Origin of the sequence: Candidatus Enterococcus courvalinii (assembly GCF_017315945.1) — a bacterium.
GTDB lineage: Bacteria > Bacillota > Bacilli > Lactobacillales > Enterococcaceae > Enterococcus_B > Enterococcus_B courvalinii.
This window is the reverse complement of sequence record NZ_JAFLWI010000011.1, coordinates 13,680-35,822: the sequence shown is the minus strand read 5'-3', so window position 1 is coordinate 35,822 and position 22,143 is coordinate 13,680. Positions and strand designations below refer to the sequence as shown.

General features: G+C 38.9%; 24 protein-coding genes. 21 read left to right on the top strand and 3 right to left on the bottom strand.

Annotated elements, in window-relative coordinates; all coding sequences use genetic code 11:
* Positions 1–126: 126 nt before the first annotated feature.
* Positions 127–558, bottom strand: a complete 432-nt coding sequence (locus tag JZO71_RS08430; protein ID WP_206899052.1) for a ribonuclease HI family protein — start codon at positions 556–558, stop codon at positions 127–129.
* Between the two features lie 75 nt (positions 559–633).
* Here JZO71_RS08430 and JZO71_RS08425 point away from each other — a divergent pair, with 75 nt between their 5' ends.
* Complete coding sequence (locus JZO71_RS08425; protein WP_206899051.1) at positions 634–1,053, top strand: EbsA family protein; 420 nt, start codon at positions 634–636, stop codon at positions 1,051–1,053.
* Positions 1,054–1,222: 169 nt separating this feature from the next.
* On the opposite strand, the gene JZO71_RS08420 is transcribed toward JZO71_RS08425, so the two are convergent.
* Complete coding sequence (locus JZO71_RS08420; protein WP_206899050.1) at positions 1,223–1,426, bottom strand: cold-shock protein; 204 nt, start codon at positions 1,424–1,426, stop codon at positions 1,223–1,225.
* 182 nt (positions 1,427–1,608) lie between these two features.
* Here JZO71_RS08420 and JZO71_RS08415 point away from each other — a divergent pair, with 182 nt between their 5' ends.
* The 15 genes from JZO71_RS08415 (at position 1,609) to pyrE (ending at position 17,976) form a co-directional block, all read left to right on the top strand.
* The gene (locus JZO71_RS08415; RefSeq protein ID WP_206899049.1) at positions 1,609–3,279 is read left to right on the top strand and encodes a formate--tetrahydrofolate ligase; all 1,671 of its coding nucleotides are present in this window, start codon (positions 1,609–1,611) and stop codon (positions 3,277–3,279) included.
* 419 nt (positions 3,280–3,698) lie between these two features.
* Complete coding sequence (locus JZO71_RS08410; RefSeq protein WP_206899048.1) at positions 3,699–4,082, top strand: hypothetical protein; 384 nt, start codon at positions 3,699–3,701, stop codon at positions 4,080–4,082.
* A complete protein-coding gene (locus JZO71_RS08405; RefSeq protein WP_206899047.1) occupies positions 4,075–4,773 on the top strand; it encodes a CBS domain-containing protein in 699 nt (232 codons plus the stop codon). Before JZO71_RS08410 ends, JZO71_RS08405 begins: the two co-directional genes overlap by 8 nt.
* A gap of 4 nt (positions 4,774–4,777) precedes the next feature.
* Positions 4,778–5,242 carry a signal peptidase II gene (gene lspA / locus JZO71_RS08400; protein WP_206899046.1) on the top strand — a complete coding sequence of 155 codons (465 nt, stop codon included), beginning with the start codon at positions 4,778–4,780 and terminating at the stop codon, positions 5,240–5,242.
* The gene (locus JZO71_RS08395; RefSeq protein WP_206899045.1) at positions 5,239–6,144 is read left to right on the top strand and encodes an RluA family pseudouridine synthase; all 906 of its coding nucleotides are present in this window, start codon (positions 5,239–5,241) and stop codon (positions 6,142–6,144) included. Before lspA ends, JZO71_RS08395 begins: the two co-directional genes overlap by 4 nt.
* Positions 6,145–6,418: 274 nt before the next feature.
* Positions 6,419–6,958 carry a bifunctional pyr operon transcriptional regulator/uracil phosphoribosyltransferase PyrR gene (gene pyrR, locus JZO71_RS08390; RefSeq protein WP_067482259.1) on the top strand — a complete coding sequence of 180 codons (540 nt, stop codon included), beginning with the start codon at positions 6,419–6,421 and terminating at the stop codon, positions 6,956–6,958.
* A 10-nt stretch (positions 6,959–6,968) separates the two neighbouring features.
* On the top strand, positions 6,969–8,252 hold the full coding sequence (locus tag JZO71_RS08385) for a solute carrier family 23 protein (protein ID WP_206899044.1): 1,284 nt from the start codon (positions 6,969–6,971) through the stop codon (positions 8,250–8,252).
* 11 nt (positions 8,253–8,263) lie between these two features.
* On the top strand, positions 8,264–9,190 hold the full coding sequence (locus JZO71_RS08380; protein WP_067482255.1) for an aspartate carbamoyltransferase catalytic subunit: 927 nt from the start codon (positions 8,264–8,266) through the stop codon (positions 9,188–9,190).
* Between the two features lie 18 nt (positions 9,191–9,208).
* Positions 9,209–10,489 carry a dihydroorotase gene (gene pyrC, locus JZO71_RS08375; protein ID WP_206899043.1) on the top strand — a complete coding sequence of 427 codons (1,281 nt, stop codon included), beginning with the start codon at positions 9,209–9,211 and terminating at the stop codon, positions 10,487–10,489.
* A gap of 7 nt (positions 10,490–10,496) precedes the next feature.
* The gene (locus tag JZO71_RS08370) at positions 10,497–11,573 is read left to right on the top strand and encodes a carbamoyl phosphate synthase small subunit (RefSeq protein WP_206899042.1); all 1,077 of its coding nucleotides are present in this window, start codon (positions 10,497–10,499) and stop codon (positions 11,571–11,573) included.
* Between the two features lie 2 nt (positions 11,574–11,575).
* Complete coding sequence (gene carB, locus JZO71_RS08365; protein ID WP_206899041.1) at positions 11,576–14,761, top strand: carbamoyl-phosphate synthase large subunit; 3,186 nt, start codon at positions 11,576–11,578, stop codon at positions 14,759–14,761.
* A gap of 173 nt (positions 14,762–14,934) precedes the next feature.
* Positions 14,935–15,708: a dihydroorotate dehydrogenase electron transfer subunit gene (locus tag JZO71_RS08360; protein WP_206899040.1), complete on the top strand. Its 774-nt coding sequence runs from the start codon at positions 14,935–14,937 to the stop codon at positions 15,706–15,708.
* Complete coding sequence (locus JZO71_RS08355) at positions 15,705–16,637, top strand: dihydroorotate dehydrogenase (RefSeq protein ID WP_206899039.1); 933 nt, start codon at positions 15,705–15,707, stop codon at positions 16,635–16,637. The genes JZO71_RS08360 and JZO71_RS08355 overlap by 4 nt, the downstream gene beginning before the upstream one ends.
* Positions 16,634–17,341, top strand: coding sequence for an orotidine-5'-phosphate decarboxylase (pyrF, locus tag JZO71_RS08350; protein WP_206899038.1), 708 nt, complete (start codon positions 16,634–16,636; stop codon positions 17,339–17,341). The genes JZO71_RS08355 and pyrF overlap by 4 nt, the downstream gene beginning before the upstream one ends.
* Positions 17,342–17,346: 5 nt before the next feature.
* Complete coding sequence (pyrE, locus tag JZO71_RS08345) at positions 17,347–17,976, top strand: orotate phosphoribosyltransferase (protein WP_206899037.1); 630 nt, start codon at positions 17,347–17,349, stop codon at positions 17,974–17,976.
* Between the two features lie 125 nt (positions 17,977–18,101).
* On the opposite strand, the gene JZO71_RS08340 is transcribed toward pyrE, so the two are convergent.
* Entirely contained in the window at positions 18,102–18,533 is a 432-nt protein-coding gene (locus JZO71_RS08340) for a TetR family transcriptional regulator (protein WP_206899036.1), read from the bottom strand.
* Between the two features lie 137 nt (positions 18,534–18,670).
* Here JZO71_RS08340 and JZO71_RS08335 point away from each other — a divergent pair, with 137 nt between their 5' ends.
* The 5 genes from JZO71_RS08335 to JZO71_RS08315 all read left to right on the top strand — a co-directional run bounded on the left by JZO71_RS08335 (position 18,671) and on the right by JZO71_RS08315 (position 22,088).
* The gene (locus JZO71_RS08335) at positions 18,671–19,417 is read left to right on the top strand and encodes a ketopantoate reductase family protein (protein WP_206899035.1); all 747 of its coding nucleotides are present in this window, start codon (positions 18,671–18,673) and stop codon (positions 19,415–19,417) included.
* Positions 19,407–19,697 carry a hypothetical protein gene (locus tag JZO71_RS08330; RefSeq protein ID WP_206899034.1) on the top strand — a complete coding sequence of 97 codons (291 nt, stop codon included), beginning with the start codon at positions 19,407–19,409 and terminating at the stop codon, positions 19,695–19,697. Before JZO71_RS08335 ends, JZO71_RS08330 begins: the two co-directional genes overlap by 11 nt.
* A gap of 110 nt (positions 19,698–19,807) precedes the next feature.
* Entirely contained in the window at positions 19,808–20,455 is a 648-nt protein-coding gene (locus JZO71_RS08325) for a YfbR-like 5'-deoxynucleotidase (RefSeq protein WP_206899033.1), read from the top strand.
* A 32-nt stretch (positions 20,456–20,487) separates the two neighbouring features.
* Positions 20,488–21,192, top strand: coding sequence for a carbonic anhydrase family protein (locus tag JZO71_RS08320; protein ID WP_242590524.1), 705 nt, complete (start codon positions 20,488–20,490; stop codon positions 21,190–21,192).
* Complete coding sequence (locus tag JZO71_RS08315) at positions 21,189–22,088, top strand: LysR family transcriptional regulator (RefSeq protein ID WP_206899032.1); 900 nt, start codon at positions 21,189–21,191, stop codon at positions 22,086–22,088. The genes JZO71_RS08320 and JZO71_RS08315 overlap by 4 nt, the downstream gene beginning before the upstream one ends.
* Positions 22,089–22,143: the final 55 nt, after the last annotated feature.

Sequence of the window (22,143 nt, the reverse complement as noted above, 5' to 3'; positions counted from 1 at the left end):
GAGAGTAAAAACTAAAAATAGCTTCATTGTTTCTATAAAGTAAAACGTATTGCCGAAGAGGTTGCTTGAGGAGTTATTTTGGCAAACATGAAAAGTTTATTAAAAGACCGCAAGCGATGAAGCTTACTAAACTTCATCGTTTGCGGTGTATTTTTTTATTTGTTTGAGCTGTTTTTTCAATGCTTGTCGCGCTAGGTTATCGGCACCTTTGTTTTTACTTTCAGGAATCCATTGTAAAAGGAACAAAGAGAATGCTGGAAGAAGTGCTTGGATTGCTGACAAGTAGGGCTGAAATAATTCGTTAGTGGTAAAATTTTTATCAATGGTGGAAACTAAGGTTTTGCTATCTGAATAACAAAAAATCGTTTCAGTGTTCAAAGCCTTTTCCTTTAATATTTCTAAAGTTTTTAAAAAGACTTCGAATTCTGCTTCGTGATTCGATCCATCAGAAAGAGGAACAGTTAGCTGTTCATAGCGGTTTTCTCCAAGAATTATGATGCCGCCACCACTTGGACCAGGGTTGCCTTTTGTCGAGGCATCAATGTATACTCGTAACATGAATCTCTCCTTTTTAAAATAAAATAGTGTTATGATATGATTATAGCATTATTACTTATCATGCGAGGTTAGACAATGAAAAAAATTATTCGCTGGCAGCCAGAACTGGCACAGTCGATCATCTATTGGTCATTGACGTTGATTATTTTCTTTTTCAGCTTGATTTTGTCGCTTGAAAATACGGGACCGTATTGGAAAAGTAATGTAGTCATGGGCATTTTTGCTGTGTTTTTATTGTTAGGGTTGCGTCGCTCATTTGTACTAGAAAAAAATTCAATCAAAATTCGCTATGCTGCTTTTTGGAAAGATAAAAAATTAACGTTACAGCAAGTCGAAAAGGTAGCTCCACATGATCATGGTTTAGAATTAAAATTAGCAGATGAGTTAGAGCCGACAATCTATTTATTACGTGCAAAAGATCAATTGTCCGTTCGTAATTATTTTACGGGGACTTCACAAGAGGTGTTTGTGAAGCAGTCACGAAAAGATAAATAGAAGAGTGGATCAAATAGTGCGTATAAACAAATGAGAAGAAGGAGTTGAGGATTTTTGTCTGCGACTCCTTTTTAGTTTGCTGAAAAAATAAAAAAGTTGAGACAAAAAATGTCTCAACTGTGACTTTGTTATTCATTTATTTTGTGGATTTACTTATAAATGGTTTCAATTAGCTTAATTTTTTAACATGAGCTGCTTGTGTTCCGCGATTGCCTTCAATGATCTTAAACTCCACTGCTTGGTTTTCTTCCAGACTCTTAAAGCCTTCTTCCTCGATTGCGGTAAAATGGACAAAAATTTCCTCCGTTTCATCATAACTGATAAATCCGTATCCTTTTTTATTGTCAAACCATTTCACGATTCCTTGGGTCAAAGCACTCACGACCTTTCTTAAAATCTACTATAGCCACATTATAAAGAGTATTTATAAGTACGTCAAATAAATGAAAGAGATATCTATTCTATCTTTTTATTTCAATTGAAAACGTGTATAATGAAAATAACTTAACAAAAAGTGTTCAAATTGAATTAAAGTTCGTATAAAGGGGTAGTTTGATGAAGAGTGATTTACAAATTTCACAAGAAACTGACTTAAAACCGATTGTTGAGATAGCGGATAAAGTGAATCTTGGCTATGAAGACTTGGAGTTGTATGGAAATTACAAAGCAAAAATAAATTTTTCGGCAATAGAGGAGCTAAAAACAAAGCCGGACGGCAAACTAATTTTGGTCACGTCAATTAATCCAACTCCTGCGGGGGAAGGGAAGTCAACTGTTACAGTTGGATTAGGAGACGCATTAAATCAGATCAATAAACAGGCAGCAATCGCTTTAAGAGAACCTTCGTTAGGACCTGTCATGGGGATTAAAGGTGGGGCAGCTGGCGGTGGTTACGCACAAGTTTTACCAATGGAAGATATCAATCTACACTTTACTGGTGATATGCACGCTATTACAAGTGCGAATAATGCACTATCTGCCTTTTTAGACAACCATATCCATCAAGGAAATGAATTACAGATTGATGCCAGACGTGTGATTTGGAAACGAGTGGTTGATTTAAATGATCGCGAGTTGCGTCAGGTGATTGTCGGTTTAGGCGGACCAATCCAAGGAGTACCGAGAGAAGATGGCTTTGATATTACTGTAGCTAGTGAAATCATGGCGATCTTATGTTTAGCAACTGACTTAGATGACTTAAAAGCACGACTAGCGCGTATCGTTATTGGTTATACTTTTGACAAGGAACCTGTCACTGCAGGTGACTTAAAAGTAGAAGGAGCCTTAGCTTTACTTCTAAAAGATGCATTAAAACCAAACTTAGTCCAAACGATTTATGGAACACCTGCGTTTATTCATGGTGGGCCGTTTGCCAATATTGCTCATGGATGTAATAGTATTTTAGCGACTAAAACAGCTTTAAAATTAGCTGATTATGTGGTTACGGAAGCGGGCTTTGGTGCTGATTTGGGGGCTGAGAAGTTTCTTGATATCAAAGTTCCTAATTTGAAGAAAGCACCAGATGCAATTGTAATTGTTGCAACGATTCGCGCGTTAAAAATGCACGGAGGCAGAAAAAAATCAGAATTACTTGAAGAGGATTTATCTGCTTTGAAGGCTGGTTTTGTTAATTTGAAACGCCACATTGAAAATATGCGTTTGTACGATATCCCTGTGATTGTGGCAATCAATGAGTTTGTTACGGATACGAAAGCGGAATTTACTTTACTAGAAGAGTTATGTGAAAACCAAGGTATCTTAGCTAAACGTGTCAGTGTATGGGAACAAGGAGCACTTGGTGGTGTGGATTTGGCGAAAGCCGTAGTAGAACTAATTGCCGAACAAACAGCTGACTATCAACCGTTGTATCAACCCACTGCGACGATTGCGGAAAAGGCGGAGATAATTGTCAAAAAGATTTATGGTGGTCGAGGCGTTCAATTTAGCAAAAAAGCACAGAAACAAATCGAAGAGTTTGAAAAGAATGGGTGGAGTGACTTACCAGTCTGTATGGCAAAAACGCAGTATTCATTTTCAGATGATCCAACGTTGCTTGGAGCGCCAACTGATTTTACGATTACGATTCGAGAATTTGTTCCGAAATTGGGAGCTGGCTTTTTAGTAGCACTCACGGGTGATGTGATGACGATGCCGGGATTACCAAAAAAACCTGCAGCGTTAAATATGGACGTAACAAATCAAGGAGAAGTCATCGGCTTGTTTTAATATTCAACGAATGATTCAAAAAAGTGGGGGGTATGACAAAAGTTTTGTCATACCTTCTTTTTGCATTCTTGGTGTTCAAGAAGTAACTTACTCTAAATAAACGCCTACATTATTCACGGTGTTCCCCAAGCAGCTTCTTCGACAATAAGTCCTCTTTACATAAAAATATGAGGAGATTATTTTTAGAAAAGAATTCTTATTGTTTGAAGCTAGACGCTTTGTACCACAACCTTAATTCACAGTGTTCCCAAGCAACTCCTCGAAATAATTCACAACTGTCTAAAAATATGGAAAGCTATTTTTGTCAGTTATTCATTATTTTGTCGGAGCTAGACGCTTGGAACCACAACCTTATCTAAGGTATTTTCTTTTTCATTGTTGTGTTTTAAGTTATACTAAAGCATAATAGGAGGGGCATTATGAAAATAAAATTCACCAGAAAAACTGGTTTTTATGGAATGGGAAGCGCCATTCGACTACAAATTAATGGACAATCTATTTACTTAAATCAGCAAGACAGTGTGGAAGTCGAGGTAGCCGCTCCACTAACGATGCAAGCCTCGTTTTTTTGGTTAAAAAGTCCAGTTTATCACATAGCATTGCCGAAAGATGCATATGTTATTACGATGAACTTACTTCTATTGCAGTTGTATCCGGTACTTTTTTTCTTCACGAGTTTGAGTGCCATTTATTTCAGTAATTTATTCTATAGCTTGGTAGCTGTGATTGGCATGATCGGCTTCTTTTTCTTCATTAAAAACCAAGCTTATGTCATCAAGGAGGACACTAGTAAGTATGAGTAACTCTGATGTATTTTTAAGTAGCTTCAATCGTATTGAGAAATGGATGCGTGAGGAAATGGGGAACACGCGTAATATGGGCTTTACCGAATTAGTCCGCCGATTGGCTCGCAAAAAAGGGTCGATGGTGCGTAAATATGAAGAAGATTTATTTCAAATGGCGCAATTAAGAAACGCAATTGTTCACGAAAGAATTTCTGAAGATTTTGTCATTGCAGAGCCAAATGACTGGGCAGTTGATAAGATTCAAGTCATTGAGGAGGCATTGATCCGTCCGGCTACTGTGTTACCAAAGTTTGCGAAGAAAGTGACTGGTTTTGATAAAAATATTCCTTTACTTGATTTGTTAGAGACGATTGCTCAAAAACGCTATTCACAATTTCCACTGTATAATAAAGGAAAATTTGAAGCATTGATTACTTTACGAGCGATTGGATTTTGGTTGGCCAAAGAAAGTCAACAAGGTGTGATTGACTTAACACGGAAGCAAGCCAAAGATTTGATTATTGGCGATGGAAAATATACGAACTATCAATTTGTTTCAGCGAACACGAAAATCTATGAAGTCGAGTTGATGTTTCGTGAGCAAGGAACGCTAGAGGCAGTATTGATTACAAAAGATGGAAACCCTGATGGTAATCTATTAGGGATTATTCGACCAAGAGATATTTTTAAACAAGTAGAAAAGGATTGATCGTGTGTTAGTTATATATTGGATAGTTAGTGGCGTTTTGATTGTGGTAGATCAATGGGTCAAATGGTGGATTACAAGTAACTTAGCATTAGGAGAGACACAATCACTTATTCCTGGTGTTTTATCGCTGAACCATATTCGGAATACAGGAGCAGCGTGGAGTATGCTAGAAGGAAAGATGTGGTTCTTTACTGTGGTGACAATTGTCGCTGTTATAGCAATCATGTATCTAATGATCAAAAATCGCCAGACAGGTAGCCGTTGGTTTATGACTGGCTTGGCATTGATCTTAGCTGGTGCGATTGGAAACTTTATTGATCGTGTGCGTTTAGGTTATGTAGTAGATATGTTCCAAACAGATTTTATGAATTTTCCAATATTCAATGTCGCAGATATTTCATTAGTTTGTGGTGTGATTTGCATATTGATATATATTATTTTAGATGAAAAGGATCAAGTGAAAAAATGACAGAATTAAGAGCAACAATTGAACAAGAAACAGGACGGATTGACAAAGTCTTAACGGGATTATTTCCTGATTATAGTCGTTCTCAAATCCAACTTTGGTTAAAAGAAGGTGTGGTTGCTGTCAATGGTCAACCAGTGAAAGCAAATTATAAGGTGAAAGCAAAGGATGCACTTTTTGTAGCGATTCCTGAACCAGAAACGTTAGATGTCATCGCGGAAGACATTCCGTTAACGATTGTTTATGAGGACGAAGATGTGGCGGTTATCAATAAACCACAAGGTATGGTGGTCCACCCTTCAGCTGGGCACAGCCATGGAACTTTGGTGAATGCGTTGATGTATCATGTCAAAGATTTGTCTTCTATCAACGGTGTGATTCGTCCTGGGATCGTCCATCGAATTGACAAAGATACTTCAGGTTTGCTGATGGTAGCTAAGAATGACCAAGCACATGAATCCTTGGCTAAACAATTAAAAGACAAAACTTCTTTACGTAAGTATGTTGCGTTGGTTCATGGTGAAATTTCACACGATAAGGGAACAATCAATGCACCGATTGGTCGGTCAAAAGTTAATCGTAAGATGCAAGCTGTTCGTGAAGATGGAAAATCTGCGGTTACTCACTTTACTGTACTGGAACGCTTTGAAGGATTTACTTTAGTCGAGCTAAAATTAGAAACAGGACGTACACACCAAATTCGTGTGCACATGCAATATATTGGTTTTCCTTTGGCCGGTGATCCTGTATATGGTCCGAAGAAAACTTTACCAGGAAATGGTCAGTTCCTCCATGCTCAAATGCTAGGGTTCACACATCCTGTTACGGATCAAGAGATGGTCTTTGAAGCACCGCTTCCTGAAGTGTTTGAAAAAACTTTAGAAAAATTAAGAAAAAGTCATTGATTTTTTATGCTGGCAACGGTATAGTATTAACAACGAAAAAGCTTAAACGAAAATTAAATAATAGTCCTTTAAGTTTAGTCCCGTGAGGCTAAGAAGGGTGTGAGTAATTGACCATATGGTGCGCTATATGAGAGATACTCAATGACAAAGTATAGCTAACAGTGTAACTGTATCAGCTATCTATGAACGTACCAACATGTACAATCAGTCTAAACATACCTCCTGTCCTCTTAGGGCAGGAGTTTTTTTATGCAAAAAAATGGAGGGAAACATCATGCAAACCAAAGAAGTAGTCGATCAAGTAACAATGAAACGAGCATTGACACGAATTACTTATGAAATCATCGAAAGAAATCACAGCATCGAAGATATCGTTTTAGTGGGAATCAAAACACGAGGGATTTATATTGCTGCTCGGATTGCCGAACGATTAAAACAATTGGAAGACATCGAAGTTCCAGTTGGTGAGTTGGATATCACTTTGTATCGCGATGACAAAAAAGAATTGGCAGAAGGACCCGAATTACATTCATCAGATGTGCCAGTTTCTTTAGAAGGAAAAGAAGTTATCTTGATTGATGACGTACTTTATACCGGTCGCACGATTCGAGCAGCAATGGATGCCATTATGGACTTAGGTCGTCCAAGAAAAATTTCATTAGCTGTCCTGGTTGATCGCGGTCATCGCGAACTACCGATTCGCGCAGACTATGTCGGCAAAAATATTCCAACATCAAAAGCAGAAGAAATTCTGGTAGAGATGCAAGAGCTTGATGGACAAGATCGCATCATGATTTTAAAAGAGGAAGAATAGGGGAAAAGATATGTCAGAGAAAAAAGAATTTCATAATGATAGTGTCGTATTAGACATTCATGACCGTCCAAAATTAGGCCATTGGGTTGGCTTAAGTTTACAGCATTTATTCACGATGTTTGGTGCAACAGTTTTAGTACCGATTTTAGTCGGAATCGACCCGGGAATTGCGTTAGTCAGTTCAGGGTTAGGAACATTGGTTTACTTGTTTACAACGAAAGGGAAAATTCCAGCTTACTTAGGAAGTAGCTTCGCCTTCATTGCAGCGATGCAAATGTTGATGAAAACAGATGGTTATCCAGCAATTGCGCAAGGAGCAATCACCACTGGGTTAGTTTACCTGATTGTTGCTTTGATTATCAAAAAAATCGGTGCAGCATGGCTTGATCGAATCTTACCACCAATCGTTGTTGGGCCAGTAATTATGGTTATCGGGCTGGGGCTAGCAGCAAATGCCGCAAATAATGCAATGTACAACAATGGCGACTACGATTTTAAATACATTGCCGTAGCGCTCATCACGTTAGGTTTGACGATTTTCTTCAACATGTTCTTACGTGGATTTCTTGGATTGATTCCAATCTTGTTAGGAATCGTAAGTGGCTACATTGTTGCCTTACTCTTTGGGATTGTTGACACGCAACCAATCGCAGATGCAGCATGGTTTGCTTTACCAAACTTTGAAATTCCATTTGTTCAGTATGAACCAAAACTATATTTGGGCGCAATTACAACCATGGCGCCAATCGCATTTGTAACAATGACAGAACATATCGGTCACTTGATGGTACTGAACAAATTAACGCGCAGAAACTTCTTTGAAGAGCCTGGTTTACACAAAACATTGATGGGTGACGGATTAGCGCAAATCGTTGCGGCATTTGTCGGTGGCCCTCCAGTTACAAGTTATGGTGAAAACATTGGCGTACTAGCCATCACACGAGTGCACAGCGTCTTCGTGATTGGCGGAGCAGCATTCTTCGCAGTTATCTTAGGATTTGTCGGAAAACTGAGTGCCTTGATCTTGAGCATCCCTGGGCCAGTTATTTCAGGAATCAGTTTTATCTTGTTCGGAGTTATCGCAGCTAGTGGGATGAAAATCTTGATTGAAAACAAAGTAGATTTTGATAAAAAGAAAAACTTATTGATTGCAGCAGTCATCTTGGTTGTCGGTATCGGAGGCTTAGTCTTCCAAGTAGGAACATTCACGTTATCAGCAATGGCATTAGCAACTGTCCTTGGTATCATTTTAAATCTTATCTTACCAGAAACTTCACGTAGCGAAGAAAACTAGGAGGAAAATTCATGATCATCCAATCAGAACGTATCAGTTTAAAACATTTATTAACCGTTGAAGCACTAACAGACCAAGAAGTTATGGGCTTGATTCGTCGCGGGCAAGAGTTCAAACAAGGGGCAAAATGGACACCACAAAAGAGCCAATATTTTGCAACTAACTTATTTTTTGAAAATAGTACAAGAACACATAAAAGTTTTGATGTAGCTGAGAAAAAGCTTGGTTTAGAAGTAATCGAGTTTGAAGCAAGCACAAGCTCAGTTTCAAAAGGAGAAACACTTTACGATACGGTTTTGACAATGTCCGCATTAGGAGTAGATGTAGCAGTCATCCGCCATGGAGATGAAAACTATTATGAGGATTTGATTCAAAGTAAAACGATTCAATGTTCGATTATCAACGGTGGGGATGGTAGTGGTCAGCATCCAACACAATGCTTACTAGATTTGATGACGATTTATGAAGAATTTGGGCATTTTGACGGATTGAAAGTAGCCATCGTTGGCGACATCACACATTCACGTGTCGCAAAATCAAACATGCAAATGTTGAAACGTCTAGGCGCACAAGTTTTCTTCTCTGGACCAGAAGAATGGTATGACAATGAATTTGAAGTTTACGGGCACTACTTGCCATTGGATGAATTACTCGACCAAGTAGATGTCATGATGATGCTACGTGTACAGCATGAGCGTCATGATGGAAAAGAAAGTTTCTCAAAAGAAAGCTATCACCAAGAACACGGTTTAACTGTTGAGCGTGCGAAGAAAATGCAAAAACATGCAATCATCATGCACCCAGCACCCGTCAATCGTGACGTTGAACTAGCCGATTCATTAGTTGAGGGATTACAGTCACGAATTGTTCAACAAATGAGCAATGGTGTATTTGTCAGAATGGCAATTTTAGAGGCAGTATTAAACGGAAAAGCGTAAAAGTAGGAGGACGAAGACATGAAAACACTCATTAAAAACGGTCAAATCATTACACGAAAAAATGAAACAACACCTGCAGAAATTTGGATTGAAGAAGGAAAAATCAAAGCAATTGGTACGGGATTTTCTGAGACTGAATTTGATGAAGTGTTTGATGCGAAAGGACAACTCATCACACCGGGGCTTGTAGACGTACATGTTCATTTAAGAGAGCCTGGTTTTACGTATAAAGAAACGATTGAAGCAGGAACAAAAGCAGCAGCACATGGTGGATTTACTACAGTGTGTGCAATGCCTAACCTAGATCCTGTCCCTGATACAGCTGAAAAACTAAGCCAAGTTTATGAAATCATCAAGCGAGATGCAGTGGTGAAAGTCTTGCAATATGCACCAATTACGGAAAAGCTACGAAGTGAAGTTTTAGTCGATCAAGAGGCGCTGATTGACGCAGGTGCCTTTGCGTTCACCAATGATGGTGTTGGTGTACAGACAGCAGGCACGATGTATCTAGCAATGAAAGAAGCTGCGAAAAATAAGAAAGCACTGGTTGCTCATACTGAAGATGAGTCCTTGCTATTTGGCGGCGTCATGCATGCGGGCGAAAAAGCCAAAGAATTGGATTTACCAGGAATTTTAAGTGCAACTGAATCTTCGCAAATTGCGAGAGATTTAATTTTAGCGGAAGAAACAGGTGTCCATTACCACGTCTGTCACGTATCAACCAAAGAAAGTGTTCGGATCATCCGCGATGCGAAAAAAGCAGGTGTTCATGTAACAGCTGAAGTTTCGCCGCACCATTTGCTTCTGATTGATGAAGATATTCCAGAAGATTTTGGTTTTTGGAAAATGAATCCACCTCTACGTGGGCGTGAAGATCGCGAAGCGTTGATTGAAGGATTACTTGATGGAACAATTGATTGTATCGCCACAGACCATGCACCGCATGGTTTAGAGGAAAAGAGCCAAAGCTTCTTGAAATCGCCATTTGGAATCGTTGGAAGCGAAATAGCCTTTCAGTTGATTTATACTCATTTTGTTGAAACTGGTATTTTCACACTAGAACAAGTCATTGGATGGCTAGCGGTTAAACCGGCAGAAATTTTTAGCTTGAACGTTGGTACACTAACCATTGGTGCGCCGGCAGATATTGCAGTGTTTGATATCGAACACGAGTATAAAATTGTGAAAGAAGACTTCTTGTCAAAAGGTGAGAATACACCATTCGTTGATTGGACGGTCAAAGGGGAAACCTTGTTGACATTCGTTGACGGAAAAATTGCTTGGCAAAAGGAGGTCTAGGAACAGTATGGATCGATTACTGATTTTAGAAGATGGAACTGTATTTGAAGGACAAGCCTTTGGAGCAGATGCAAATGTTTTTGGTGAAATTGTTTTTACGACAAGTATGACTGGATATCAAGAAACGATTACAGACCAAAGTTTTAATGGTCAAATCATCACCTTCACTTATCCAATGGTCGGAAATTATGGCGTGAACCGAGATGATTACGAGTCGATTTCGCCGACTTGTAAGGGTGTTGTAGTGAAGGAACATGCGCGAGTGGCCTCAAACTGGCGCAATCAAATGACGTTAGATACATTTTTGAAACAAAAAGGTATCCCAGGAATCTCGGGAATCGATACAAGAGCTTTAACGCGAAAAATTCGTGAAGTTGGAACGATGAAAGCAAGTATTGTTGATGCAGGTGATAGTTTTGAACACGCATTTGACCAATTAAAAGCGACTGTTTTAGCAACGAATCAAGTTCAACAAGTGTCAACCAATAAACCTTATCCAAGTCCTGGGACAGGCAGAAATGTGGTTGTCATTGATTTTGGATTGAAACATAGTATCTTGCGTGAATTAAGTAAACGAAATTGTAATTTAACAGTCATGCCTTATAACACTGAAGCAAAAACGATTCTTGAACTTGCACCTGATGGCGTGATGCTGACAAATGGACCAGGAGATCCCAAAGATGTGCCTGAAGCAATCAAGATGATTCAAGAAATTCAAGGGAAAGTACCGATTTTTGGTATTTGTTTAGGTCACCAATTGTTTGCACTAGCTAATGGTGCAGACACATATAAAATGAAATTTGGCCACCGTGGATTAAATCATCCCGTACGAGAAGTTGCGACGGGGCGGATTGATTTTACTTCGCAAAACCACGGATATGCTGTTGATGAAAACACGATTGATCCGAATAAACTAATGGTCACTCATATTGAAGTGAACGATGGAACAGTGGAAGGGATTCGCCATCGCGATTACCCTGCTTTTAGTGTGCAATTTCACCCTGATGCAGCACCGGGACCACACGATGCACTACACTTATTTGATGAATTTATGGAAATGATGGATGCAGGAAGGGAGCGATAAGAATGCCAAAACGGACAGATATCAAAAAAATCATGGTGATTGGCTCAGGACCAATCATCATCGGTCAAGCAGCCGAATTTGATTATGCTGGAACGCAAGCTTGTCTTGCACTAAAAGAAGAAGGCTATGAAGTTGTTTTAGTCAACTCAAATCCTGCAACGATTATGACAGATCAAGAAATTGCGGATCAAGTTTACATTGAGCCGATAACTTTAGAGTTTGTTTCACGCATTTTAAGAAAAGAACGTCCAGATGCACTGCTTCCAACTTTAGGTGGTCAAACAGGATTGAACATGGCGATGGAACTAGCTGAGTCAGGAATTTTGGATGAACTTCATATTGAACTTCTGGGTACGAAGCTTTCTGCAATCGACCAAGCAGAAGATCGAGATTTGTTCAAAAAATTGATGGAAGACTTAAATCAACCAATTCCCGAATCAGAAATCGTGACAACGGTCGAGGATGCCGTTGCTTTTGCGAATCAAATTGGCTATCCCATCATTGTCCGACCTGCGTTCACCCTCGGAGGTACAGGTGGTGGGATGTGTGAAAACGAAGAAGAACTGCGAGTCACTGCAGAAAATGGCTTGAGTTTATCACCAGTTACGCAATGCTTGATTGAGCGCAGTATTGCTGGGTATAAAGAAATCGAGTACGAAGTCATGCGTGACTCAGCTGATAATGCAATCGTTGTTTGTAACATGGAAAACTTTGATCCAGTCGGTATCCACACCGGTGATTCCATTGTTTTCGCACCAAGTCAAACACTATCTGACCATGAATATCAAACATTGCGTGATGCTTCACTTTCAATTATTCGCGCGTTGAAAATCGAAGGCGGTTGTAACGTCCAGCTTGCTCTTGATCCTCACAGTTTCAATTATTATGTAATCGAAGTTAATCCACGTGTTTCACGATCTTCTGCACTAGCAAGTAAAGCAACGGGCTACCCTATTGCAAAATTAGCGGCAAAAATCGCATTGGGCTTGACTTTAGATGAAATGAAAAATCCAGTAACTGGAACAACTTATGCAGAATTCGAACCAGCTTTAGACTATGTGGTTGCAAAAATCCCACGTTGGCCATTTGATAAATTTGAAAATGGCGAACGCATATTGGGAACACAAATGAAAGCAACGGGTGAAGTCATGGCAATTGGTCGTAACATCGAAGAGTCATTGCTCAAAGCCGTTCGTTCTCTTGAAATTGGCACACATCATCTTGAGCTTCCTGAACTCGTGGATGTGAAGGAAGATCAGCTAACTGAAAAAATGGTTCGAGCACAAGATGATCGTCTGTTTTATGTTGCGGAAGCTTTACGCCGAGGTTACCCAATCGAAGAAATCGCTGAGTTAACAAAGATTGATCTCTTTTTCTTAGATAAACTACTTCATATCATTGAAATTGAAGCACAATTACAAGAAGAACCTTCTAATTTAAGACTGTTGAAATTAGCGAAGAAAAACGGATTTACAGACAAAAAGATTGCACAGTTATGGCAAACAACACCCGAAAAAATTCGTGAACTTCGAAAAGAAAATCAATTGTTGCCCGTCTACAAAATGGTCGATACCTGTGCAGCTGAATTTGAATCAAATACGCCTTATTTTTATAGCTCGTACGAATTTGAAAATGAAAGTAGTCGCTCAGAAAAACCTTCTGTTTTGGTACTTGGATCTGGTCCCATTCGGATTGGTCAAGGGGTGGAGTTTGACTATGCAACGGTTCATTCAGTCAAAGCAATTCAACAAGCAGGTTATGAAGCCATTATTATGAATAGCAATCCAGAAACAGTTTCCACAGATTTCTCTGTTTCAGACAAGTTGTATTTTGAACCACTGACTTTTGAAGATGTGATGAATGTAATTGAGTTGGAGCAACCAATTGGCGTTATCGTTCAGTTTGGTGGACAAACGGCAATCAATTTAGGTGAACCGTTAGCAAAAGCTGGTGTGAAAATTTTAGGAACGACGATTGAAGATTTGGATCGAGCAGAAAATCGTGATTTATTTGAACAAGCATTGCAAGAACTAAAGATTCCGCAACCGCTAGGAGACACAGCAACAAGCAAGGAAGAAGCTGTAAAAATTGCAACGATGATTGGTTATCCTGTTTTAGTTCGTCCAAGTTATGTGCTTGGTGGACGGGCAATGGAGATTGTAGAAAATCAACGTGACTTAGAGGATTATATGGAACATGCCGTGAAAGCCTCGCCTGAGCATCCTGTTTTGATTGATCGTTACTTAGTAGGCGGGGAATGCGAAGTTGATGCGATCTGTGATGGAGAAACTGTCCTGATTCCTGGAATTATGGAACATATTGAGCGTGCTGGAGTCCATTCAGGTGACTCAATGGCAGTATACCCACCACAAACATTATCAGAAGAAATCAAGGCAACAATTGAAGATTACACAAAACGATTAGCTTTAGGGCTAAATTGCATTGGAATGATGAATATCCAATTTGTTATTCATGAAGAAAAAGTTTATGTGATCGAAGTCAATCCCCGCGCAAGCCGTACGGTACCATTTTTAAGTAAAGTAACTGGGATTCCAATGGCGCAAGTAGCGACCAAAGCTATTTTGGGTCAAAGTTTGCGGGAACTAGGTTATGAAACAGGCCTTTATCCAGAAACCGAAGATGTCCATGTCAAAGCACCTGTCTTTTCATTCACGAAGTTACAAAAGGTCGACACATACTTAGGACCTGAAATGAAATCAACTGGTGAAGTCATGGGATCTGATCGAAACTTAGATAAAGCTTTGTATAAAGCTTTCCGAGCAGCTGGTTTAAATTTGCCAGACTATGGTGCAGTCCTCTTTACGATTGCAGACGAAACAAAAGAAGAAGCATTAGGCTTAGCCAAACGCTTTGCAGAGATTGGTTACAGCTTATTAGGTACGAAACACACAGCAGAATTTTTCCGTAACAACGGGTTAATCGTTACGACAGTAGCAAAAATTTCAGAAACAACAACAGAAGAAAATGTTGTCGATATCATTCGTACAGGAAAAGCACAAGTAGTTGTGAACACGATTGATAAAGACCGCGGGAATGCGTCAAAAGATGGCTTTATTATCCGACGCGAATCAGTCGAACACGGTGTGCCACTCTTTACGTCACTTGATACAGCAGACGCAATCGTCCGAGTGATGGAGTCACGGGCGTTCTCAACAAAAGCAATTTAAAAAGGTTCGCCACATTCACTTAGCTCCGATGAAGTAATTGACAACTAATAGAATCATTTTGATCGTTTCTGACTAGTTGTGCGTTGCTCTGAGGAGCTGTTTTGTGAAAAAGGTTAGTACAAAGAAGTTCAGCAATAAGTTTTAACAGAGTCGATAAGTATAGGAGTGTGGATATGAAACAAGAAGTTATGGAAATCATTCAACAAAATCAGTTAGCACCACGAATTTTCGAGCTGACACTAAAGGGTGAGCTAGTTCAAGAGATGAAGCGTCCGGGTCAATTTATTCATATCCGTGTTCCTAGAGCCGACTTGTTATTACGCAGACCAATTAGTTTAAATAAAATCGATCCAAGCACGAATACTTGTCGAATCATTTATCGTGTAGAAGGTGACGGAACCAAATCATTTTCTACGTTGACGGCAGGCGATACGCTAGATGTGATGGGTCCGCTGGGAAACGGGTTTGACTTAACCGGATTAAAAGCTGGGGACTGTGCATTTATCATTGGCGGTGGTATCGGAATTCCGCCATTATATGAATTATCTCATCAACTGAAAGAAAAAGGTGTCACGGTCAAACACTTTTTAGGTTTTGCGTCAGCGGATGTCATGTATTACGCAGAAAAATTCCAGCAACTGGGAGAAACAAAAATCGCTACAGATGATGGCTCAGCAGGCGTCAAAGGAAATGTTGGCAATCTTTTATTAGCGGAAGAAAATAAGGAACCAAACGCAGTGTTTGCTTGTGGTGCGAACGGAATGTTAAAAGCGGTTGAGCATTTTTTCCATACACACCCTAATGTCCAACTTTCTTTAGAATCACGCATGGCGTGTGGAATCGGTGCTTGCTATGCATGTGTGTGTCATAAGGCAGAAGACGAAACAAAAAGTGTGAAAGTCTGTGATGAAGGTCCGATTTTCAAAGCAGGAGAGGTGATTCTATGACATTACCATCATTAGCAGTAAAAATACCAGGACTTGATCTGAAAAATCCAATCATGCCTGCCAGTGGTTGTTTTGGTTTTGGAAAAGAATATGGGCAGTACTATGATTTGAATCAATTAGGATCAATCATGGTCAAAGCAACGACACCTCAAGCCAGATTTGGTAACCCGACACCGCGTGTTGCTGAAACCCCTTCAGGTATGCTGAATGCAATCGGCTTACAAAATCCCGGACTAGAAACCGTGATGAATGAGCTATTGCCTGAATTAGAAAGATATCCTGATCTACCAATTATTGCCAACGTGGCAGGTGCGTGCGAAGAAGACTATGTGGAAGTCTGTGAGAAAATTGGCGACGCGCCTAATGTGAAAGCAATCGAATTGAACATTTCTTGCCCAAACGTAAAGCACGGAGGTATTGCGTTTGGCACAGATCCTGATGTCGCTTTTCAGCTAACACAGGCGGTAAAAAAAGTTTCGAAGGTTCCAATCTATGTCAAATTATCGCCCAATGTTACTGATATTGTCCCCATTGCTTTAGCGATTGAAGCAGGTGGAGCAGATGGGTTTACCATGATTAACACACTCTTAGGAATGCGTATCGATTTAAAGACAAGAAAACCGATTTTAGCGAATCAAACAGGCGGTCTTTCTGGCCCAGCAATCAAACCAGTTGCTATTCGCTTGATTCATCAAGTCGCAGGTGTTTCTAAACTGCCGATTATTGGTATGGGTGGTGTTCAGACGGTTGATGATGTGTTAGAAATGATTATGGCGGGTGCAAGTGCAGTCGCAGTTGGAACGGCTAATTTTACAGATCCATATGTTTGCCCAAAATTGATTGATGCTTTACCTCAGCGAATGGCTGAACTAGGTATTTTATCACTGGAACAACTTATTCAAGAAGTTAGAGAGGAGCGCCAACAATGAATCAGCGACCGATTGTTGCTTTAGATTTTTCAAACCGAAACGAAGTAGAACAATTTTTACAATTATTTCCCGAGGAGGAAAAACTATTTGTTAAAATTGGAATGGAACTCTTTTATCAAGAAGGGCCAGCGATTGTCCGTTGGTTAAAAGAATTAGGACACGATGTATTTTTAGATTTGAAATTACATGATATTCCCAATACAGTTGAAAAAGCAATGCGTGGTTTAGCGAAGCTAGGCGTTGATATCACTTGTGTACATGCCGCCGGAGGAATCCGTATGATGGAAGCTGCGATGCGTGGTTTAGCATCAGGAACACCAGAAGGGAAACAACGGCCATTATTATTAGCAATCACTCAGCTGACTTCGACAAGTGAAGAAGAAATGCATCATGATCAACTGATTGAAGTACCCTTAGAAGAGAGCGTGATCCATTACGCGACTTGCGCACAGGAAGCAGGATTAGATGGTGTCGTTTCTTCCGCACTAGAAGTAACTAAAATCAAAGATGCTACAACTGCTGAATTTGTCTGTTTGACACCAGGTATCCGACCACAAGGTGCAGATATTGGCGATCAAACGCGAGTGGTGACGCCAAAGCGGGCACGAGAAATTGGCGCAAACTTTATCGTAGTTGGGCGTCCAATTACACAAGCAGAAAATCCTTACGAAGCTTACCAAAAAATAAAAAACGAATGGAGCTAACACGAATGACTGTCGAAACATTGATTGCAAAAGACTTACTAGAAATTGAAGCAGTATTCTTGAACCCAACACAACCATTTACTTGGGCAAGTGGATTGAAAAGCCCAATTTATTGTGATAATCGTATCACGATGAGTTATCCTAAAGTTCGCCAGGAAATTGCAAATGGTTTAGCCAAAAAAATCAAAGCAGAATTTCCAGAAGTCGAAGTAATTGCTGGAACAGCAACAGCAGGTATCCCGCACGCTGCTTGGGTTGCAGATATCCTTGATTTACCAATGGTTTACATTCGCAGCAAAGCAAAAGATCATGGCAAAGGAAATCAAATCGAAGGTCGAATTTTCGAAGGTCAAAAAATGGTTGTCATTGAAGATTTGATTTCAACAGGTGGTAGCGTGTTAGAAGCTTGTGAAGCAGCAACACGTGAAGGTGCAAATGTGCTAGGTGTAGCAGCAATCTTTACTTATGAATTACCCAAAGGATTGACGAACTTCTCCCAAGCAAAGATACCTTTGGTCACATTAACTAATTATTCAACATTAATTGAAACAGCACGTGAAGCAAATTACATCAATGAAGAAGAATTGGATTTGCTAAAAAGTTGGAAAAAAGATCCAGAAAACTGGAATGCTTAATAAAAAGACGATAACAACTATTTTCATAGTGTTGTCGTCTTTTATATTAGAGTTTTGCTCAGTCTGTGGCTAACTGAAATCGTTCAATAATTGGTTTGATTTCATACAATGATTCAATCGAAGCTTCATGAGAAGACAAATAATGATTCAGGACACCTACGATTCCATTCGCAATAAAAATTGCTTCCGTTGTTTGTGGCTGTAAAAGTCAGGATATGTTTTTTTAGGTAATCAGTAAATAGACCCTGTTTATCAGAAGCAATCAACATTCGATACGTTTCCTGGTTCTCTACAATGAATTGAAAAGTTTTTATTAGCAGATCGTCTGTTTCCGTTGTTTCTGTTTGGCAATAGGTAATTAATTCTTGAATTGATTGTTGGATCATTTTTTCTAAAAGATCATATTTATCTAAGTAATTTAAGTAGAATGTCCCGCGATTGATGTCTGCTAATTCACAAATCTCGCTGACTTTTACTCGTTCGATATCTTGCTTTTTTAGCAATTGAAAAAAAGCTGTTTGAGTAGCTGTTTGTGTTTTACGTACTCGTCGATCCATGTGATTCTCCTGTCATTTTAAGTGATGTGTTTGTTAATCAACAGATTATCATTTTTGATGATTGATTGCTGATGCCAGTCTGTTTATTATACTGGATGTTCGTTGATTTATAAACAGGTGTTCATAAAGGAGAAAAAATGAAACTATTAATTTATGGTGCAGGCATTCAAGGAAGTTATCTTGCACATACTCTTACTAAAAATAAAGAGAATGAAGTAACGATCCTTGCTAGAGGAAAGACGAAGGAACAGCTAGAAACAAATGGACTTGAGTTAAAACATGTTATTCAGAAGAAAAGAACAGTAGATACAATCAAAATAATCTCAAGACTAGAGCCAACAGATAAGTATGATTTGATTTTTGTCACAATGAAATACAATGATTTTGATTCTGTGATTGAACCAATTGCTGCGAATCACAGTCAAAGAGTGATTTTTGTTGGTAATCAAATGAATCCAGAAATTTTAAAAGAAAAAATCGTTCAAAAAGATCCAGCTAAACAAGTCTTTTTTGGTTTTCAAAACACTGGTGGAACAAGGGAAGGGAACTTAATTACGATTTTACGTTTCAATGGAGGCAAAATGAAAGTCTACCTTGATCCCGATGATTCCCAAATGACACAACTTTTAAATCAAATTTTTGCTCGAACGAATTATCAATGGCAATCAGACCCTACTTTATTTGATTGGCTAAAAAGTCATGCGGCATTGATTATGGTGCTGAACAGCTTAGACCTTATTTATCGACAAAAAATGAAAAATAAACAAGAAATGAATCATATATTTTCTATAACAGCTTTAGCTTTTAAAGAAGCATTTACTGTCTTAGAAGAAAATGGGCATCCAATAAGTACCAAAGATTCAGAAAAATTTATTGCGAAATAAATTTCTGACAAAGATTGGTTTGAAACGAATGTTTGCTACACCATTGATGGCATCTGCTCAAGGTAGTTACGCAGAAATCGAGTGGATTATTTGTTCCTTTGAAGCGTTCAAAAAAGAAACGGGTACGAAAACACCCAATCTTGATCAATTAAGATCGCTGCACATGACAACTAGTAAAAAGTTGTTATCCAAAGAGATGGATATATTTATTCCGAAAAGTGAAAACAACTCAATCAAAACGAAACAAATCAATAAAAATTGGTATAAGTATCCTTTGTAAAATTTGTGATAAATAAAAGTTAAAAACTGGTAGTTTTAGTTCTTTGTAATTGCATGATGTGAAGAGTAAATGCTATGATTGTTGGAAAAGTATGGAGGAGAGATGGCAACATGGGCTTAAATGAATATCTTTTAGGATTAAATAATTTAGAAAAAATTATTCGTGCGCCTGGCTTCTTCAAGCACACAGAACACACAGTAGCAGCACATTCGTTTCGAGTAGCATCAATCGCACAAGTTTTAGGTGATATCGAAGAAGCCAATGGACAGGCGATTGATTGGAAACTGTTATATGAAAAATCATTGAATCATGATTATACAGAACGTTTTATTGGTGACATCAAAACACCTGTAAAATATGCAAATAAAGAACTACGTGGGATGCTACACACAGTTGAAGAAAAAATGACTGATGAATTTATCAATCAAGAGATCCCAGAAGAATTTCAAGAAATTTATCGTCGCCGATTATTTGAAGGAAAAGATGACACGATTGAAGGAGAGTTGCTCGCAATCGCGGACAAAGTGGATTTGCTTTATGAATCATTTGATGAAATCAGCAAGAATAATCCTGAAAAAGTTTATCGCGAAATGTTTATTGAATCGATCTTAACAATTAAAGAATTCGATCATCGACCAAGCGTAAACTATTTCTTTGATTTTATCTTTCCAGAATTGTTGAACCAAGAATTTTTTGGGAAAGAAGAGTTTTTGGCAGATATTTCTGCCGCTTTACAAAGAAAAAAACGAACGAACTAACTTTTATGAAAAGACTCAGGAGGACGTAAGTGTTGAAAAAAAATATGGATGTTGAATGGGGCTACTCGGGCGAGCGAGGGCCAGAGAATTGGGCAAGTTTATGCGATTGGTTTGCAAAAGGAGCAGAGTTTTCCTTGCAATCACCCATTCCGCTTGTTACTTGTCAAGAAGTAAGTGATGTGAAAGAAACGATTTCTTTCCACTATCAATGTCAAAAATTCACAGATAAAGAATTTAAGAACACGATCCACTTAGTACCATTTGACCAAATCAGTTATGTCGAATATCAAGGTGAAAAATTTTATTTGACAGATATCCATTTCCATCTGCCTTCTGAGCACATTATAAATGGGAAACATGAAGACATTGAATTTCATTTTGTACACACGAATCATCGTCAAGAAAACTTGGTTGTTGGAGTTATGTATGAGTTGCGAAGCGAGGATGGTTGGTTTTATGATCGGAATCATGAAGAACGCTGGGATTTAGCTGCACATGAACATTGGATGAATCCAGATGTGTTTTTCCCTGAAAAGAAAAGCCACTATCATTATGTTGGCTCATTAACTACACCACCAACTGCAGGACCTATCCAGTGGTTTGTTATGGATCAAGTTGGCCAATTAAATCAAGAATTCTTGACGCCATTTGAAGGGCAGTATGCACAGCCTAACAATCGTCCGCTCCAAGCGCTTAATGATCGTAAAATTGACTATTTTGAGGGGTCAAATACATGAATATTCAACAAATGAAGTATGTGATTGCTGTTGCGAATAATGGTAGTTTTCGAGAAGCGGCTAAGAAGTTATTTGTTTCACAACCTAGCTTGTCTACAGGAATCAAAGAATTAGAGACAGAATTAGGAATCAATTTGTTTACCCGCACAAATCGAGGGGCATACTTAACTGATGCAGGTCAAGATTTCTTACAACGTGCTGAAAAAATTTTGGTTCAATTAGAATCACTTGAAAGTTATTATCAAACAAGTGAAACACGTGAAATGTTTTCAGTAGCTTCTCAACACTATGACTTTTTGGGACCATTGATTGCAAAAATGATGACAGAATTCAATCAAGAAATCAAACAATTCAGAATCATGGAAACAACTACTGCAAAAGTGATTGAAGAAGTAAGAGAACAGCACAGTGAAGTAGGCGTATTATACATGAACGAAAAGAATCAAGCTGGGATCATGCGCTATTTACAGCAAGGGGAGCTAGTTGCCAGAACGATTCATACGTTCTCCACGCATATTTTCTTGAGACAAGGACATCCACTAGCAAAACAAGCGGAAATCCATAAGAAAGAGTTGTTAGCATATCCTCAAGTTCGCTTTACTCAGGACGGCAATAATTTTCCTTATTTTTACGAAGATCTGATTGAGATTCCCGCACAAGAATCAGTTGTTTACACCAGTGATCGTGGGACGCTGATGAACTTGGTACTAGAAACAGATGCTTATGCTTCTGGATCAGGAATTGTTATTGGTGGTATCAAAGACCAAATAAAACTTATCCCATTAGCAGATAGTCAACCAAACCAACTCTGTGTCATTCATTCTGGCAAACGTACGCTGAGTGTAGAAGCACAGCGTTTCATTCAAAGATTAACGGATTTGTTGATGAATGAATGAACGAACAAAAAATAATTTAGTTAACATTTTAGCCAATAAAAAGCCGAGACCATTC

Excerpts from the sequence above, each read along its gene's own strand:
- JZO71_RS08315 (WP_206899032.1), top strand. The coding sequence starts at position 21,189 with ATGAATATTCAACAAATGAAGTATGTGATTGCTGTTGCGAATAATGGT.
- carB (WP_206899041.1), top strand. The coding sequence starts at position 11,576 with ATGCCAAAACGGACAGATATCAAAAAAATCATGGTGATTGGCTCAGGA.
- pyrF (WP_206899038.1), top strand. The coding sequence starts at position 16,634 with ATGAATCAGCGACCGATTGTTGCTTTAGATTTTTCAAACCGAAACGAA.
- JZO71_RS08425 (WP_206899051.1), top strand. The coding sequence starts at position 634 with ATGAAAAAAATTATTCGCTGGCAGCCAGAACTGGCACAGTCGATCATC.
- JZO71_RS08380 (WP_067482255.1), top strand. The coding sequence starts at position 8,264 with ATGATCATCCAATCAGAACGTATCAGTTTAAAACATTTATTAACCGTT.
- pyrC (WP_206899043.1), top strand. The coding sequence starts at position 9,209 with ATGAAAACACTCATTAAAAACGGTCAAATCATTACACGAAAAAATGAA.
- JZO71_RS08415 (WP_206899049.1), top strand. The coding sequence starts at position 1,609 with ATGAAGAGTGATTTACAAATTTCACAAGAAACTGACTTAAAACCGATT.
- JZO71_RS08355 (WP_206899039.1), top strand. The coding sequence starts at position 15,705 with ATGACATTACCATCATTAGCAGTAAAAATACCAGGACTTGATCTGAAA.
- JZO71_RS08405 (WP_206899047.1), top strand. The coding sequence starts at position 4,075 with ATGAGTAACTCTGATGTATTTTTAAGTAGCTTCAATCGTATTGAGAAA.
- JZO71_RS08410 (WP_206899048.1), top strand. The coding sequence starts at position 3,699 with ATGAAAATAAAATTCACCAGAAAAACTGGTTTTTATGGAATGGGAAGC.
- JZO71_RS08395 (WP_206899045.1), top strand. The coding sequence starts at position 5,239 with ATGACAGAATTAAGAGCAACAATTGAACAAGAAACAGGACGGATTGAC.
- JZO71_RS08360 (WP_206899040.1), top strand. The coding sequence starts at position 14,935 with ATGAAACAAGAAGTTATGGAAATCATTCAACAAAATCAGTTAGCACCA.
- JZO71_RS08430 (WP_206899052.1), bottom strand. The coding sequence starts at position 558 with ATGTTACGAGTATACATTGATGCCTCGACAAAAGGCAACCCTGGTCCA.
- pyrR (WP_067482259.1), top strand. The coding sequence starts at position 6,419 with ATGCAAACCAAAGAAGTAGTCGATCAAGTAACAATGAAACGAGCATTG.
- JZO71_RS08335 (WP_206899035.1), top strand. The coding sequence starts at position 18,671 with ATGAAACTATTAATTTATGGTGCAGGCATTCAAGGAAGTTATCTTGCA.
- JZO71_RS08325 (WP_206899033.1), top strand. The coding sequence starts at position 19,808 with ATGGGCTTAAATGAATATCTTTTAGGATTAAATAATTTAGAAAAAATT.
- JZO71_RS08370 (WP_206899042.1), top strand. The coding sequence starts at position 10,497 with ATGGATCGATTACTGATTTTAGAAGATGGAACTGTATTTGAAGGACAA.
- JZO71_RS08340 (WP_206899036.1), bottom strand. The coding sequence starts at position 18,533 with ATGGATCGACGAGTACGTAAAACACAAACAGCTACTCAAACAGCTTTT.
- JZO71_RS08385 (WP_206899044.1), top strand. The coding sequence starts at position 6,969 with ATGTCAGAGAAAAAAGAATTTCATAATGATAGTGTCGTATTAGACATT.
- pyrE (WP_206899037.1), top strand. The coding sequence starts at position 17,347 with ATGACTGTCGAAACATTGATTGCAAAAGACTTACTAGAAATTGAAGCA.